Origin of the sequence: Capnocytophaga catalasegens, from assembly GCF_026005215.1 — a bacterium.
Classification (GTDB): domain Bacteria; phylum Bacteroidota; class Bacteroidia; order Flavobacteriales; family Flavobacteriaceae; genus Capnocytophaga; species Capnocytophaga catalasegens.
In genome coordinates this window covers 13,487-30,700 of record NZ_BPMA01000028.1, presented here as the reverse complement: position 1 = coordinate 30,700, position 17,214 = coordinate 13,487, and the positions used below count along the sequence as shown (strand labels likewise).

The following is a 17,214-nucleotide window of genomic DNA, read 5'->3' as shown; positions in this document are numbered from 1 at the left end:
ATTTATTGTTTGGCTACTTCTTGCACGCGTTCTACTTTATCATATTTGGAAAGAGTAAGGCGTACAATGCTGTTTTCCAACGCTTTCAGGTCGTGAGGAACGGCTCCTTCAAGAGTTAGTATATCTCCTTTTTCTAACTGAGAAATGTTGCCTTGTACTCCGAAATCAATTTTCCCTTCGAAGATTTCCACCACAATAGGGTAAGGAGTTTGGTGTTCTTTCATTACCTGACCGGCTTGCATAGTAATGCGTATTTCTTTAGAAAAAGAAGTTTCTAAAAGAACTTCTACATTGGGTTTATCAACTTTGTAAGTTATGTTTTTGGTTAAAGAATTTGTTTTCATATTTTATGATTTATAAATGATTTTCTGTTCGTAACATATTGAGTTTGTTATTGAAGACATAGGCGATAGATTGCGCTCGCATTTTAACTTCTTCGGCTTTTTCACCTTCAAATTGACTATCAATATTTTCAATAAAAATAGCTACCCAACGATCAAAATGTTTCTCTTCGATAGGTAAAGGAATATGTTTTTCAAACGGATTACCTCTGTAATTACCTTCACTAAATAGAATTTTGTTCCAAAAAGCATACATTGTAGGGAGGTGTGTTTTCCAATTTATTTTAGCAAAATCATTGAAAATATAAGACAATTCGGCATCTTGATTGACTTTGTCATAAAACGTATCAACCATTTGTTTAATGTCATTTAGGTTTTGAATATCTTTCATTTGGAATAAAATAAGATACAAAAGTATTATTTATTTTTTGAAAAGCAAAATAAATTTTTTTAATAAATTCATATTCTTTTGATTATCAATAATTTATTATATATAAATAAAAAAGAATATTTTTTTGATTATCATAAAAATATTTGTATCTTTGTCGGACATAAAAACTAAAAGAATGGAAAAAATAAAAGGTCTCATCAATGCTCCATTTACACCTTTTTATTCAAATGGAGAAGTAAATTATCAACCTATAGAAAAATATATTAAGTTACTCATTAACAATGGCTTGAAAGGTGTTTTTATCAATGGTTCTTCAGGCGAAGGGTATATGCTTACCGATGAGGAACGTATGAGGCTTGCTGAAAAATGGGTGGAATATTCTCCGAAAGATTTTAAAGTAATTGTGCATGTGGGAAGCACGTGTGTAAAATCAAGCCAGGTATTGGCGCAACATGCCCAACAAATAGGCGCTTTTGGAATTGGAGCAATGGCTTCTCCGTTTCCTAAAGTAGGACGCATTGAAGAATTGGTCAAATATTGTGAAGAAATAGCCTCAGGAGCACCTTCTTTGCCTTTTTATTTCTATCATATTCCTGCTTTTAATGGTGTGTATTTGTCAATGTTAGCACTTTTACAAGCGGTCGATGGGCGTATTGATAATTTCGCTGGAATTAAATATACTTACCAAAGCCTTTACGAATATAATCAATGCCGTTTGTACAAAAATGGTAAATACGATATGCTACATGGGCAAGATGAAACTATTCTTCCCTGTCTTGCTATGGGAGGCGCACAAGGTGGTATCGGAGGAACGACCAACTATAATGGGCGTAACTTGGTTGGAATTATTCAGGCGTGGGAAAAAGGTGATTTGGAAAAAGCGCGCGAACTTCAAAATTTCTCGCAAGAAGTAATCAATGTAATTGTGAAATATAGAGGAAATATAGTAGGAGGTAAGCGTATTATGAAACTTATTGGGCTTGATTTAGGTCCCAATAGAACGCCTTTTCAAAACATTACAGACCAAGAAGAACAACAACTTAAAAAAGACTTAGAAGCAATTAACTTTTTTGAAAGATGTAATAAATTCCCTCAGTAGGGAATTTATTTTTTTGTAGCTTTTTCAATCTGTAAGCCTACTTCAAGAATTCCTTGCAGATTTTCAACTCCTTTGTTCTGCCCAATAGAGCGGTCGGCTTGTTCGATAGAAAATGTATATGTTCCTTTTGAAGGAAAAATAACATTTTCTTTATACCAAAGTTTACTTTCTTTTATAGACATACCTTCGCCGAGCCATTTCCCATCGGGTGAAGCCATTTCGTATTCTAATGTATCTGTAACTATTTTGTTATCAGGTGTTTCCATTTTGGTGATTAAAAAAATATTGCTATACGGATATTGTTCATCATTGCGTAGCATAATATACAAATGATGTTTAGAAAGTGTGTCAGTTGTCTGATAACGAAATAAAATAGGCTTGTTTTCGTGCCAACCATAAGGCAACGAAACATACTCTTCGTAAAGAATGCGTTGCTCGCATGAAAGGTTTAAAAAACCGAATAAAATAGGTATTAAAAATCTCATTCTTTGGTTTCTTTTGATTTTTTATGCTGATTTTGAGGAACGTTTTTTTGAGGAAAACGCTTTTTGAATTTGTTTGTATTTTTTGGTTTTTGTTGTATTGAATTTTGTGATTCTACTGCAGAATTTGAAGAATTTTTCTGATTCCAGAATTTTTCTTTTTGCTTGTTTGATTTGTTTTTATCATCAAGATGTTTTGTTTGATTTTCAGAAATTTTAGTCTCTGAATTATCTTTTAGAATATCATTGGTAGAAGATTGTCCGTTATTTGCTTTCTTTTTACCTCTTTTTTTCTTGACTTTTGGAGTGTCAAATCGGGTAAGACTCTCTTGTCCTACAGTATCTTTAAAGTCAAGCGTGGGTTCTACTTCGGTGAGCACTTGTGTGTATTCTTCCAAACTTAATACAGGTTTTTTAGCTTCGTTAAGTGCTTGAATTTCTTTTACTTGTTCTACGGTTAGTTTATGCCAATTGATGAAATCATCATCGTATACAAACCACATTAAGCGTTTGAAAATATCAACTTTTTGGCAAGAGGCAATACCTTTTTCAGTATGAAGTTTAATTTCTGTTTTTGGAAAATCTTTTAAAGCGTCCAAATATGAGTCAAGTTCGTAGTTCAAACAGCATTTGAGTTTGCCACATTGTCCTGCTAATTTCTGTGGATTGAGTGATAATTGTTGATAACGAGCAGCGGCAGTAGTAACTGAACGAAAATCGGTTAGCCATGTAGAGCAACACAATTCACGCCCACATGAACCCACACCACCTAATCGAGCAGCTTCTTGCCGAAAACCAATTTGTCTCATTTCGATACGAGTAGAAAATTCTCTTGCCATATCTTTAATTAGTTGGCGAAAATCAACGCGGTTTTCGGCAGTGTAATAAAACGTTGCCTTTGAGCCATCTCCCTGAAATTCTACATCAGATATTTTCATTTCTAAACCCAATGCTATGGCCAGTTCTCTTGATTTTTTTTGTACAATTTCTTCTCGTTGGCGAGCTTCTTGCCATATTTCAATATCTTTTTGATTGGCTTTTCGGTATATTTTGGGAAGGTTCGGATTCAGCGGATTGCTCTTTTTCTTTTGCATTTGTACGCGAACCAATTCGCCTGTAAGGGTAACAACGCCTACATCATGTCCCGATTGTGCTTCTGTGGCAACAACATCGCCCATTTGCAAAGGTAATTTCTCGGTATTTCTAAAAAATTCTTTACGGCTATTTTTGAAACGAACTTCCACACAATCGAATTTTTCTTGTCCCGAAGGAAGTGAAATATTGGCTAACCAGTCGAAAACAGATAGTTTGTTACAGTTATCAGTTGAGCAAGTTCCGTGATTTTTACAGCCTTTAGCAGGTTTCGATGCGTTATTTGTATGTGTTGTGCAATTATTGCAACTCATTATGTATCAGTTTATTAGTGTATTATTTTTTTACTTTTAACCAAAAAACAAAAGCAAAAAAAGTTTTATTCATAAGAAAATTTGGGTGTAAAATTACTATTTTTTTATCAAAAAAAATCCTTCGAAGAATATTTTTTTGTAACAAACGCTAAAACAGCTCTTTATAAAGTATTTTTGTAATCAAATATTTGATAAAAATTTTGTAGAATTGATATAAAATCATATTTTTGATTTATTTTTGATGTAGTCTCTTGGGGATTTTCCATGAAACTTTTTGAAAGCTCTACTGAAATTAGATAACTCTTGATAGCCTACTCGGAAAGCAATTTCAGAAATATTCAAATCGCTATCCTGAAGCAATAAGGCAGCTTGTGTCATTCGTATTTGTAAAATAACATTGTAAGGTGTTGTGTTCATAATGGCTTTTACTTTTCTAAATAACTGATTCACACTCATATTCAAGTCAGAGGCTAACACTTCAATGCTGAATTCTGCTTCACTGATATGAGTCATTATTATTTCACTTATCTTTTCGATAAACTCTTCCTTCCAGGGATTACCAGCGAGTTTCTTTTTATAAACGTTGATATCGCTGGTTGTGTTGTATAGTTCCCATAGTTTTTCACGTGATGCTAATATATTTTGAATTCTTTTTGTAAGAATTTTTGCCGAAAAAGGTTTTGTGATATAATCTTCTACACCCAAGTTATACCCTTCTACAATTTGCGATTCTTTGTCAAGCGAAGTAAGTAAAATGATTGGAATATGATTGGTTTTTTCGTTGTTTTTAAGCTCTTTTACCATCGAAATTCCGTCGCGTTTAGGCATCATAATATCTGACACAATAAGGTCAGGAATGTAATTGATAGCTCTATCGATTCCTTCTTCTCCGTCACGGGCAAGTATTACCTTAAATTCATCAGAGAGAATACTTTTGATATAATCACGCATATCATCATTATCTTCAATAACCAAAATAATTTCTTCATTGGCATCTTTAATAATTTCTTTTTCAGTTGTATTTGTTTTTGTAGAAGAAGAGTCAATTTGTTGCAAAGTAATTGAATTTTCATCGTGTAATTGAGGTACATTTTCGATAGGTAAAAGCACAGAAAAAGTAGCGCCTTGGTTTATTTCACTTTCTACTTCAATATATCCTTTATGCAAATCGATTAGGTCTTTGGTAAAGGCAAGTCCTAGCCCAGAGCCTTCGTTACGCATTAGTTTTTGCCGTTCTCCTTGTGAAAAAATAGTAAATAATAGTTTTTTCTCTTCGGCTGATATTCCGATGCCAGTATCAGAAATTTTTATCTGCAAATACTTGTTTTCATTTTGAGTTGTTACAGAAATAAGCACTGAAATACTTCCTTTCTCAGGTGTATATTGGAAAGCATTACCAATAAGATTGTAGAGAATTTTGTCCAATTTGTCAGAATCAAACGGCATCCATAGGGCAGGAATTGTACTTCTGATGTTATATTGAATTTGTTTTTCCAAAGCAAGGTATGAGAAGGTTTCGCTTACATTTTTGATGAATTTTACCACATCGTCGTATTGTAAATCAAGCTCCAATTTGTTTTTTTCTAATTTTCTAAAATCTAATAATTGATTTATAAGTCGCATTAGTTTTTGAGCATTACGGAGCATCATTTTCATATTATATCGATTTTTATACTCTACTGAAATAGAATCTTCTTCAATTATCTGATTTAAAGGTCCAATAATTAACGACAAGGGAGTTTTAAATTCGTGTGAAATATTAGAAAAAAACTTAGTTTTCATTTCGTTTATTTCATACATTCGCAAGGCTTCTAATTGTGAAATTCGTATATTTTGTTTATCTCTTTCTTTTTCAGTGTAGTATCTTACAATAAGTACAACAATACCCAAAGCCATTAGTAAATATAACAGATAAGCAAATTTGCTTTTCCAAAAAGGCGGAGTTATAATTAGTTTTATAGTGGTGGGAGCTTCATTCCAAATACCGTCATTGTTTGAGGCTCTTACTTTGAAAACATATTCGCCCGAATCTAAGTTGGTATAGGTTGCAATACGTTGTGAGGTATAAATCCAGTTGTTATCAAACCCTTCGAGCATATAGGCATATTGATTTTTGGAAGAGGCTTTGTAATTTAGTGCTGAAAATTTGAATGAAATGACTGATTGTGAGTGTTTTATCTTTATTTCAGAAGTCTGGTCAATTAACTTGGTGAGTATTCCATTTTTTTCCGGTTTTATAGAATGATTGAAAATTTGAAAATCTGAAATGACAACTTTTGGTTTTGTTTGATTCATCGTTAGTTTGTTCGGATAAAACCTATTGAGTCCGTTTTTACCCCCAATAAGCAGTTCACCATCTTTGGCTTGTGTGAAGGCGTTCAGAAGAAAACCTTGGTCTTGTAATCCGTCATATTCGTTGAAAATCCAAAATTTCTGCTCTTTTATATTATATTTTAGCAATTGCGAAGGAGTAGTCATCCAGAGATTTCCTTGATTATCTTGGGCTAAACCAAAGATAGGGTCAGCATATTGAGTATTATTACGTCGAATGAGTTCAAATTCTTGTGTTTTTTTGTCAAAACGATGAAGCCCACCCTTGGTCCCTATCCACAGAATGCCATCTTTGTCTTCAAGAATGGCTGTTATAAAATCATTTGATAGAGATTTGGACTGATTTTCGCTTGTAGTATATATTTTTTTCAGAACTAAATCGCGTGTGTAGAGTTTTAAACCTCTTTCAGTGCCTACCCATAGTAGCATCTCTTGGTCTCTGTGAATGACCCGAGTTTTATCCTCAGGGTAGATAATATTTTTACTTTCAAAAAGCGATGTAAATACCTTTGTATCAGGATTGTAATTGATAGCACCCAATTCAGTAGCAAGCCAAAGAGAGTTATTCCAGTCTATCTTTATATCATATACATTTCGATAGGTATAGGTTGTCCCCGTAGGCGAAGGAATTGTGATTTGGGAAAAAGAATCATTATGAGGATTGTATTTTATCAAATTATTAGAATAATTTCCTATCCAGATGTTGCCTTCAATATCTTCACAAATAGCCTGATATAGAGAAGAGTTTTTGCTGTAAATTTTTCCAATTGATTTTTTCTCAGGGCTAATTATTTCAAGGTTATTAAGTCCGCCAACCCAGATATTATTTTTACTATCTTTAAGTACAGACATTACTTGTTTTTCTGAAAGAAAATTATTTATTTCCAGTTCTTTAAACTGAGGAGCAACTGGGCTGAAATAATAAATTCCCGAAGAAGAGCTAAGCCATATTAGGTCTGAATTATCTTTGTATATATAATATAAACTTTCGTTTCTAATGATAGGATTTTCAAAATCAGTTATTGTATTCGTTTTTTTGTTGAGTATTTTTATACCTTTGTCAGTTACTATCCATAAATTATTTTTTCCGTCATCAGAAACAGATCGAATATTGATGGTGTTTTGGCAATCTCCACCAATTTTACAAATGTCATATTGTTTATATTCCTTGTTTCTTTCATTGAGCATATAAAGTCCGTTATGTGCTGACCAAACCCAAATGTTTTCCTCTCCATCTTTATAAATTTTAAAAATATGGTTGCATAATTCTTTATCTGTTTTGCCTGAATTCCAGTAAGGGTGTAAATGAAATCTTTTTTCTTTCTTATCAAAACAATAAATACCACCTCCCCACGAACTTAAAATTAAAATATCATTCAAAGCTACGATTCCTGTCAAGGCATTATTCAGTGGCAAAGAAGTGCTTTTGTCTTGAATGTCATAATGAGTGAATTCTTCTGTTTGCGGATTGAGCATATCTAATCCGCCTCTATCGACAGAAATCCAAATCATTCCTGCTTCGTCTTCTACAATTCCTGATACATCGTTGTAACTCAGACTGTTACTACCTTTTTTATTTTTGTAAGTTTTGAACTCACCTGTTTGCAAATTTAATCTGCTAAGTCCATCGCCTTTTAAACCAATCCAAAGGTTTCTTTGACTATCTTCAAATAGACAACGAATCGAATTTCCTCCTATCGTATTAGATACCTGTGGATTATATTTGTAAATGGTAATATCATAGCCATCAAACTTATTCAAACCATCGTCTGTCCCAAACCACATAAAACCTTTGGAGTCTTGAAAAATGCTTGTTATTTCGCTATTAGATAATCCATTGCGGGTAGTAATATGAGTCAAATATGACAATTCTTGCGACAGAAGTGAAAGAGAAAAAAATAGGTTTGCTATGAAAAAAATATTTTTCATAAATGAAACTTTGAAAGATTTTCAACAAAGATAAAGATTTTTTTTCAATTTGAAAAAAAATCTTTATAATGAAACAATAAGAATAATTTGTTAGAAAACTAAACTATTTCGTTTTGGGCAGAATAGAAAATTTGTAGATATAAAACGGATTATTTAGCAAAAATTCTTTATGAACTCTGGGTGACCAGCTATCATCGCCACCTACACCCATTTGAGCATAGTCAATATGAATCCACGTTTTATCCCCTCGGTAGAGTTCTTGTGTCTGTTTTGATTCATTTAGAGCTTTGTCAGAGTAATCTTGCACGTTGAAGTTGAACAATTCGCCCGAAGTGATAAAAAGTTCTGTGTTCCCCGATTGAAGTTTTAACCAACGAGTATCGCTTCTATTTCCATTTTCCGAAGGCATCACATAAGGAAAAAACATATCTTTGATTGTGTTAGAATAAATACCAACAAAAGCAGCTTCTTTTCTGTCAGAATACGATTCGAAAGGACCACGACCATACCATTCTACTTTGTTAAAATCTTTATTTACAGCCATTTGCATACCTACTCTTGCCAAAGCGGGTAATTCTTTTGGAATAGTGAAATACGTTTCAACTTCAATTAAGCCGTTACCATTGATCAGATAAGTAGCTTTTTGTACAATGTTTCCACTATTGGTTTTGATGTGATTCTGAGTTAATATTTTTATTTGTGTATCGCCAATTTGTACAGCTTCTATACTGATAGGGACAATAGTTACGTTGTCCAAGCCTGCTTTACGCCACGCCGAAGCATACGACCTGTCAAAGCCGCCTTCGTCGTTGTCAGTAGGTACTCTCCAAAAAGATGGAACGAGAGCCTCTGTGAGTATTTCTTTACCATTGTATCTTAATTGGCTTAAACTTCCATTTGTTTTATCAAATACCAAAGAAAAGTTTTCTCCTGTAATTTCGATATTTCCAACGGTTGAAACTCGAATTGTTTTCGATGATACGGCAACCATCGGGTTAGAAAATTGGTTAGGGAAGGCAATTTGTTCTTTGCCTACTTCGAAATCTTTTGTTGCCCATCGGGTTGCATTTTTTGCTTTAAAGCTGAAATTCATAAAATATTCGTTGCCATTTTTTATCAATTTGTTGTCAAAAGGAATGGTTATGGCTTTTTGAGATTGTGGTTCGATATTTAATTTGTCTAAAACGCCTTTGGTTACAGATTTCCCATTTTCTATCAATTCCCATTGAAGATAAACGCCATCTGTATTTACAAAATAATTATTGTTGGAAACCAAAACTAACCCTGTATTGATATCAATATCTTTCACGTTAAAGTATTGATATACTTTTTTTAGTTCGTGCATTTCGGGTTGAGGAGTACCATCGGCATTAACCATACCGTCATTAACATTAGCTTTGTCAATGTAATTGATGATGTTCCAAAATTCTTTTCCGTTTTTGTCTTTAGTCCGCAGAGCTTGATCCATCCAATCCCAAGTGAATCCGCCTTGGTATCGTATGTTACTGTTGAACAAATTCCAATATTTTCTGAAATTCCCCAAGCTATTTCCCATTGTGTGAGCATATTCACAGACAATAACAGGACGTAAAGGGTCGCTTAGAAACAGGTCGTTAATCTGGTTTAGCCCTGTGTACATATTAGAAATAATATCGTAGCGAGAAAGGACATTGGCATATATCGGATTTTTTGATTCGTAATGAATAGGGCGTTTTTGAGGGTCGAGAGCTCTCATAGCTTTATAAGCGGCATCGAAATTAGTTCCCCAGCCCGATTCGTTACCCATTGACCAGAAAATAATAGATGGGTGATTTTTGTCGCGAGCTACCATATTCACATTACGTTCCACGATGCTTTGTTTCCATTCGGGGCGCTCACCTACGTAGTGTTCTGCTTCCCAAAGTCCGTGGCTCTCTACATTGGCTTCGTCCATTACGTAAAGTCCGTACTCATCGCAAAGGTTGTACCACTCAGGCTGATTAGGATAGTGAGATGTACGAACCGCGTTAATATTGTGAGTTTTCATCAGATGAATATCTCTAATCATCGACTCACGAGTGATAGTTCTGCCGTTATACATATCAAATTCGTGTCGATTGACACCTTTTATTTTGATAGCTTTACCATTAACCAGCAGAAGTCCGTTTTTGATTTCTATTTTTCTGAAACCAACATTTTGAGTAAATGCCTGCAAAGGCTTCCCTGCTGATGTGAGCAATTCTAATCCTAATTTGTAAAGATGAGGTGTTTCAGCTGTCCATTTTAAAGGATTTTGTAATTCGAATTTCATATGTACAGATTTTTCTGCAAGTGATTGAATATCAGTAATATTTTCTTTTTTAGAAGCAATTACTTTGCCTTCGGTATCTTTTAGCGTAGCTTGCAGAATGAAATTGCTTTCGCTCTTGTTATTCAAGTTTTGTACATTGACCTCAATATTCAGCGTAGCATCTTTGTAGTTATTGTCCAATTCGGGATAAACACTGAAATCACGCATTCTTACTTTCGGAGTGGCAAACAGATAGACATCACGGTAGATACCACTTAGTCGCCAATAATCTTGGTCTTCGAGGTAGCTACCGTCTGACCATTTGAAAACTTGCACCATTATTTCATTTTTTCCTTTTTTTAGATAAGGTGAAATATCAAATTCGGCAGGAAGCATTCCGTCTTCGTGATAGCCGACACGTTCTCCATTTACAAACAGATACATAGCCGATTGTACCCCAGCAAAATGAATAAAAACTTGCTGTGAAGTCCATTTTGAAGGTAGTGAGAAAGTTGTTTTATAAATTCCCACAGGAGCATTGTCTTTCGGTACCAAAGGAGGATTCATCTCAAATGGATATTTGATATTGGTAAATATTGGAGGGTCATATTTGTTGCCTTGTAATTGCCAATTGGAAGGAACTTTTATAATATCCCAATTTTTAATAATGTTTCCTTTATAAAAATTATTAGGTACTTGATTAGGGTGTGTAAAATAAGCAAATGACCAATTTCCGTTGAGCAATTTTACCTGTGGCGATTGGCTCAAATCATTACTTCCCCAATTGATTTTTTCAAAAGGAATGTAAGAACTGTGGCTTTTTTCAGTATTTATCTGATTTACAGATTGATTTTCCCAATCGTTTTGAGCTATGGCAAAATGGAAAAATCCTAAAATTAAGCATAATAAATTAAAACGAATTTTCATAATAATATATCAGTTTATATGATTGTTAAAAATTTTTACAAAAATGAATACAGATGAAAATAATAACATATAATTTTATCTCTATTTCAATTCAGTTGTATTAATTTTCTAATACAACAATAATTGAGCGTAAAAAATTAGGAACAACAATTTTCCCATTTTTAATTGGTAAATTGTTTGTCCATTGGTCTGTCCAAGGATTATATAGATTGTAGTGATTATATTTAACATTCACCAAATCAGTTAAAGAAAACGTAAAGTTCGTTTTAGTTTGGGCAGGTATTTCATCTTGAAGTTCTGTTTTCCAGTTATTGGTAGCATCTCGACACCAAATGATGGTTTTATTCTTGCCTTTTAAACCATAACATCTCACATTATCGTGTTCAAAACGAAAAGGTCTGCATCTTTCTTTTATTGGGTCAAATCCTTCAATCGCTGTTTTAAAACGCTGAAAATGGAACCACAGATTCATAGGTTCTATGTAATGATTCCAATGCCAAGTATTTCCTGAACCTGCACTTCCACAGAAAAAAGGAGTAAAAATAAAATCATGAAGCAAAACGCCTTTCGTATCTTTTTTATATAAATTGAAAGCACCTAAGTGATTGGGCTCTACAGCTCCTATTTCATTTATTATTACAGGTTTCATATTACTTTTTGTTAAAAGAAGCCCTTTCTCTATCGCATCAGATATCAAAAGGTCTATTGGTCCTTTGACAATATCATATTGCCCCCATTTGTTACCTTGGTCTAAGTATCTGTGAATGGATAGAAAATCATTTTGAGCAATTTTGGAAAGAGAGAGGTAATGCTCCTCCATATATGGAGCATGCATACTTCCCAAAGATTGTGTAATGAGTTTATCAGGAAAAATGTGTTTTAATGAATCAATTATGATCGGAGTGAAATTTTTCCAACTCGGGTCATCAACAACGGCATCCATTTCGTTCCATAATTCCCAACCGTAAATATATTTATGGTCTTTGTATCGGTCGGATAGCGCTTTAGCTCTTTTAAGGTATGAATTTTTTCCTCTTATGGTATTGACATATTCATCAATATTTTTAAATTGACTACTCAACGCTTGACTATTTGCCCAATTCTCGTTTGGGTGAATTGTTTTGCTAATAGTACGGATGTGTTGTAATGTAAATTTAATGTAAATACCATATTTTTCTGCATATTTCAATAATTGACTTATACGGCTGAATTTTTCTTCACTATAATTACCTGCTGTTGTATCTTCTATTTCCAGAAATTCAGTACTGATCCAAATTCGCATTGAATTACCTCCATTCTCTGAAAAACGCTTGAAGTATTCTTCTACTTGCTGCATATTTCCTTCAGGAAGATAATTAGTAGAAATGGGTATCCACACTTGACCTGCTCTTTCAAAGTATAGTGGATATTTATGACTAACTTTAATTTTGTTATCAACCTCAATATGTGTTTTGCAAGAAACTAAAAAAATAGTAAAAAAAATAACAATTATTCTCATAAATCCTCCGATTTAGTTCCACAAAATAACTAATGTGTCCTCACTATTTATTGTAACATTTTCGCCACTGACTCGGCTATTTTTGTTAGAATATAAAATACTTGGATTTTTATAACGATTGAAAAAACCTTTTAATTTGACCTGCATTGAGGTTTTATTTTTGTTGATAATAACCGAAATTACTTTTTTCCCCGATTTTAAGTTTTTCATCAATAAACCTCTATGATATGTGTCAAAACTAAATTCATTTTTGTTGTCAATATATGGCATAAGAAAAGCCATCAGTGTTTCATAATTATCTACTTTCCTAGCTCCTAAGCCAATGAGAGAGGGAACCCAAACAACTTTGCCTTTGCCGAAAGAATTGACTATACCCAAGTTTTCATTTTGATCGTTTAGGCTTTTTCCACTTTCAACAGAAATGATACCTTTTAGAGCATGAGCAGAAAGATTTTTGTTAGCAAGTTTTAAATCGAAGATATCTTTTTCAAATACAAATTCTGAAACGTTTCCTCCTAACAAATCGGACAACGGGAAATAATTTACCATTTTTGAAATTGCATTTTCATCATAAAACGCCGTAAGTCCATCAACAATCAGTGTGCCTCCGTTTTTTACAAAATGACGAAGTTTGTCATAATATGCCTCAGGAATGGCTATTTGATGAGCCAAAATAATACTTTGTCCTGTATAATCTTTTTCACTAAAAGAAAATTCGTTAAATTCTTTAAAAGCGGGTTGCAATCCTATCTGTGATAAAGCTTCAAAATAACTAATGGCAGATTTGATAACAGCCCCTTGGCTACGAATTTCGAATTTGTTATCTTTCAAATCAGTAGTCATTCGGTTTTCAACCCACATAGATTCCCGATTGTAGAGAATAGTTATAGGGCTATTAACGGGTTTTGCCGTGCTGAATAGTTTTTCGTTCTGCTGAATTATTTTAGCGATTTTGCCAACTTCGACTAACCGGTTTGTGGGTTTATTCTGAAAATCAACCATAGCCCATTCACCAGCTTCAGCACCTGACATGCGAGGATTTAAGCACCAAAAAATAGCTCCTTTACTACCTGTTGCCACCGAAATCCATAGCCATTGTGCAACTTCTTCTTTGGTAGGACAAAAAGGAGCGTAACCGCTGTAAATATTGTTTCCACCTTGGAGTTCTGTCATCAACCAAGGAATTTTTGTTGCTCCCGAAAGAATAATCTCGCTATTTGCTGACATAGCTAGCGCGTATTTTTCACGAGGAAAATAGCCAAAATGCCAACTAGCATGAGCGGAGCCTCCTAAGCTGGTCAAAAAATCGTTCCATGCAGGAAAATCATATTGGGCAACATTGTCAAAAATTTGATGTGTATTGACATGAATAGGATTTTCGGTATCATATTTTCTGATTTCTTTTGTGAGCCATTTCAGATACCAAGTGTTGTAATATAGCAAAAATTGGTTATTATCAAAAGAAAAATGAGGTGTGTCTTTCAACGAATTTTTGACTAAATTTTTTTGAGAATTTTTCCATTCAGAAAAAATTTCTTTTGCAAGAGGATCGTAGATACTACCCCCACCAGGTTCATTGATAGGTACCCAACCATAGAGCGATTTATATTTTTTGAAATGCTCTACCATTGTTTTGATATATTGAGCAATACGCTGCAAGTGATTCTTATCGTAAGGAAATTTGAATCCACCTACATCAGTAAAATCGGTAGCAGGAAATAGATTTGCATACACTTTTATATTGTACTTTTCAGCGTATTTGAATGCTTTGTCAAACAATGAAAAATCCCAATTACCGTTACTATCTTTCATATAGTTTTCAAACATACGAATACGAGTCAATTGCATATTGTTGTCGTTGAGTGTTTTGAACCAACTTTCTATATTTTTGTCCGATTGTCCAGGCTCAATAAAGATTTCTGCACCGAACATAAGTGGGTCATTCTCATTTGTCTGGGCTACAGACAAAGTAGAAAATAATATATTCACACCAAGAATAATAACTTTATAAAATTTTATGTTATTTCTCATAAATAAATTATTTTATTAGTTAAACAAATTTGGATTTATTTCATCATAAATCATTATTGTTGTAAAATCGTTATCGTAGCGTTATTTAATCCCTGAGAAAAGGCTTGGAGCTGTATAGGAGTTTTTGTTTTTCCTGAACGAATAATTACTTGACATTTTCCATTGAAAAGTTTTCTTTGGATGATTTCATTTTTGCCGAAAGTGTCTTTTTCGTGTGAACTTGGGTCGCCATTTCCAACTCCAATAATTTGTGCATCACCTAATAAATTAAAATGAATCAATCCGTTAGCGTTAGGAACTTCTAAGCCTTTTTTATCAACAACACATACATTAACTACCAAAGCATCTTGATTGCCTACCTTCAAACTCTTTTTATGAGGCGTAAGAATAATTTTTGTAGGCTTGCCAGTAGTTGCTACCGATGATTGAATTTTTTGTCCATTTTTTAAACCAACTGCTTTGAGAATACCTTTTTGGTATTTTACTTCCCAGATTAAATGACCAAGTTTGGGCATCATTTTTTTTCCTAAACTTTTTCCATTGAGAAATAGCTCTATTTCATCAGCATTACTATATACCCATACCTTGACCAATTGATTGGGCTGAGCATCAATATTCCAATGTGGAGCGATATGTAACACATCTTTGTCTGACCACCACGATTTGTAATAGTAGTATATGTTTTTAGGAAAACCACAAACGTCCATCACACCAAAGTGCGAATTGATGTTGGGAAATGAAAAAGGAGTAGGTTCACCACGATAATCAAAGCCCGTCCATACGAAACCGCCCATAAATCGCTCGTCAAAAAATGTTTGGTTTAGCCATTGTTCAGCTCTTGAAGCCCAGTTTGTATAACTATAATCTTGATCTAACAGATAAGCATGTACAGTATCTGCTACAAAAACCCCGTTAAAGTGTTCTATTTTATTTATTTCATTTTCAGGAATATATATACCTCGTGTACTTACTGTGCTTCCCACTTCTGTACCAATGATAGGCTGGTTAGGATTCTGATTTTTGTAATCTTCCAATCCGTATAAATTGTAGTTAAAGCCTCGCACAGGAATGACTTCATTTACGCCTTCTTTTTTGTTGCCTACATTTCCTCCATAAGTGCTAGTACGTGAGGGATCTAATTCGTGTTGTTTGGTTATTAACGTTTGTGCAATACGTTTGCCTGTGATTGTTGTCTGAATAAGTTCTTCTTCATTACCAATACACCACATAAATATACAAGCGTGGTTTCTATCTCTTTTTATCAGATTTTCAAATTGTGTTAAATACTCACTGCCACTATTGAGCAATCTTGTTTCATTCATAACCAACATACCTAGACTATCACAGGCTTGTAGTAATTCAGGTGTAGGAGGATTGTGAGCACTACGATAAGCGTTAGCTCCCATTTCTTTCAAAAGATTTATGCGATAATATTGAATTTCATCTAATAGAGCCGTTCCAATGCCTGCGTGGTCTTGATGTACGCAAACTCCTTTTATTTGTACACGTTTGTTGTTGAGATAAAACCCATCGGGTTCATAACGAAAGGTTCTTATACCAAAACGTGTGTGAAGTTCTTCAAGCGTTTCATTATTTGATACAATCTTTGTAACCAATGTGTACAAATATGGATTATCGGTATCCCAAAGAGAGGAATTGTTTATAGATAATTGCTTGGATAGGAATAATTTCCCGTTGGGTTGTATACGAAAAACATCAGAAGTTGCTTCTGTAACAACTTTTTTATTTCTATCAAGGATTTTATATTCCAAATAGAATGTTTTTTCTGTCAAATATTGATTTTTAACAACTATTTCGGTTAAGATTTCTGAGTTTGTACCAATTGATTTAGTCTGTATGTATACATCTTCAGTAGGTGTATAAAGGTTATCAAAGATATTGAGCCACACGTGTCGATAGATTCCAGCTCCTTCATAAAACCACCCCTCGGCTTGTGTGGCATCAACTCTCACAGTAATTACGTTTTCATTTTTAAAATCAATAAAATCAGTTATGTCATACTTCACACCCATATAGCCACTTTGGTAATTTCCTAAATACATTCCGTTAATCCAAATGTGAGCATCACGAAAAATACCATCAAATTGTATTTCAAATCGCTTATCGGAATCTGTTGCCTCAACCATAAATTTTTTCCGATACCATCCAATGCTTGTTTGAGGAAAATCTACTCCGAGTGTTTTATATCCGTGCGAGCAAGAGGCTTCTTTTGAAAAAGGCAATGCCACAGCCCAATCGTGAGGTAAATCAATTTGTAACCAAGTACTATCATCGTACTGAATGCTTGAGAAATTAATTCCCTTTGCTTTCGTTTTTGAAAAATCGTTGTGAATTTTGTAAAACAAGTCCTTCGATGACTCCTTGGCGTGTCCGAAAGTGAATTTCCAATCGTTATCCAATGCTATCTTCTTTCGGACACTTTGACCAAAACCACACTGACTAAATAGTAAAATAAAAAGTACGACAAATAGATTTTTACTTGACATAGA

At 33.8% G+C, this 17,214-nt stretch carries 10 protein-coding genes; 1 reads left to right on the top strand and 9 read right to left on the bottom strand.

Annotated features, from left to right (window positions below; all coding sequences use genetic code 11):
* Positions 1-2 precede the first annotated feature (2 nt).
* Positions 3-344, bottom strand: coding sequence for a cupin domain-containing protein (locus OO775_RS08810; RefSeq protein WP_264846717.1), 342 nt, complete (start codon positions 342-344; stop codon positions 3-5).
* Between the two features lie 10 nt (positions 345-354).
* The gene (locus tag OO775_RS08805; RefSeq protein ID WP_264846716.1) at positions 355-732 is read right to left on the bottom strand and encodes a group III truncated hemoglobin; all 378 of its coding nucleotides are present in this window, start codon (positions 730-732) and stop codon (positions 355-357) included.
* Positions 733-907: 175 nt separating this feature from the next.
* Between OO775_RS08805 and OO775_RS08800 the strand changes: the two genes are divergently transcribed.
* Positions 908-1,831, top strand: a complete 924-nt coding sequence (locus OO775_RS08800; RefSeq protein ID WP_264846715.1) for a dihydrodipicolinate synthase family protein — start codon at positions 908-910, stop codon at positions 1,829-1,831.
* A gap of 5 nt (positions 1,832-1,836) precedes the next feature.
* On the opposite strand, the gene OO775_RS08795 is transcribed toward OO775_RS08800, so the two are convergent.
* The 7 genes from OO775_RS08795 to galA all read right to left on the bottom strand — a co-directional run bounded on the left by OO775_RS08795 (position 1,837) and on the right by galA (position 17,211).
* Entirely contained in the window at positions 1,837-2,316 is a 480-nt protein-coding gene (locus tag OO775_RS08795; protein WP_264846714.1) for a gliding motility lipoprotein GldH, read from the bottom strand.
* A complete protein-coding gene (locus tag OO775_RS08790) occupies positions 2,313-3,719 on the bottom strand; it encodes a PSP1 domain-containing protein (protein WP_264846713.1) in 1,407 nt (468 codons plus the stop codon). The genes OO775_RS08795 and OO775_RS08790 overlap by 4 nt, the downstream gene beginning before the upstream one ends.
* Before the next feature lie 219 nt (positions 3,720-3,938).
* Positions 3,939-7,979: a hybrid sensor histidine kinase/response regulator transcription factor gene (locus OO775_RS08785; RefSeq protein ID WP_264846712.1), complete on the bottom strand. Its 4,041-nt coding sequence runs from the start codon at positions 7,977-7,979 to the stop codon at positions 3,939-3,941.
* Positions 7,980-8,082: 103 nt separating this feature from the next.
* A complete protein-coding gene (lacZ, locus tag OO775_RS08780; RefSeq protein WP_264846711.1) occupies positions 8,083-11,175 on the bottom strand; it encodes a beta-galactosidase, LacZ type in 3,093 nt (1,030 codons plus the stop codon).
* A 100-nt stretch (positions 11,176-11,275) separates the two neighbouring features.
* Positions 11,276-12,673, bottom strand: coding sequence for a glycoside hydrolase 5 family protein (locus tag OO775_RS08775; protein WP_264846710.1), 1,398 nt, complete (start codon positions 12,671-12,673; stop codon positions 11,276-11,278).
* Positions 12,674-12,685: 12 nt separating this feature from the next.
* Positions 12,686-14,704, bottom strand: coding sequence for a beta-galactosidase (locus OO775_RS08770; protein ID WP_264846709.1), 2,019 nt, complete (start codon positions 14,702-14,704; stop codon positions 12,686-12,688).
* A 53-nt stretch (positions 14,705-14,757) separates the two neighbouring features.
* Positions 14,758-17,211 (bottom strand): beta-galactosidase GalA, encoded by a 2,454-nt coding sequence (galA, locus tag OO775_RS08765; protein WP_264846708.1) that lies wholly within the window; start codon positions 17,209-17,211, stop codon positions 14,758-14,760.
* Positions 17,212-17,214 lie beyond the last annotated feature (3 nt).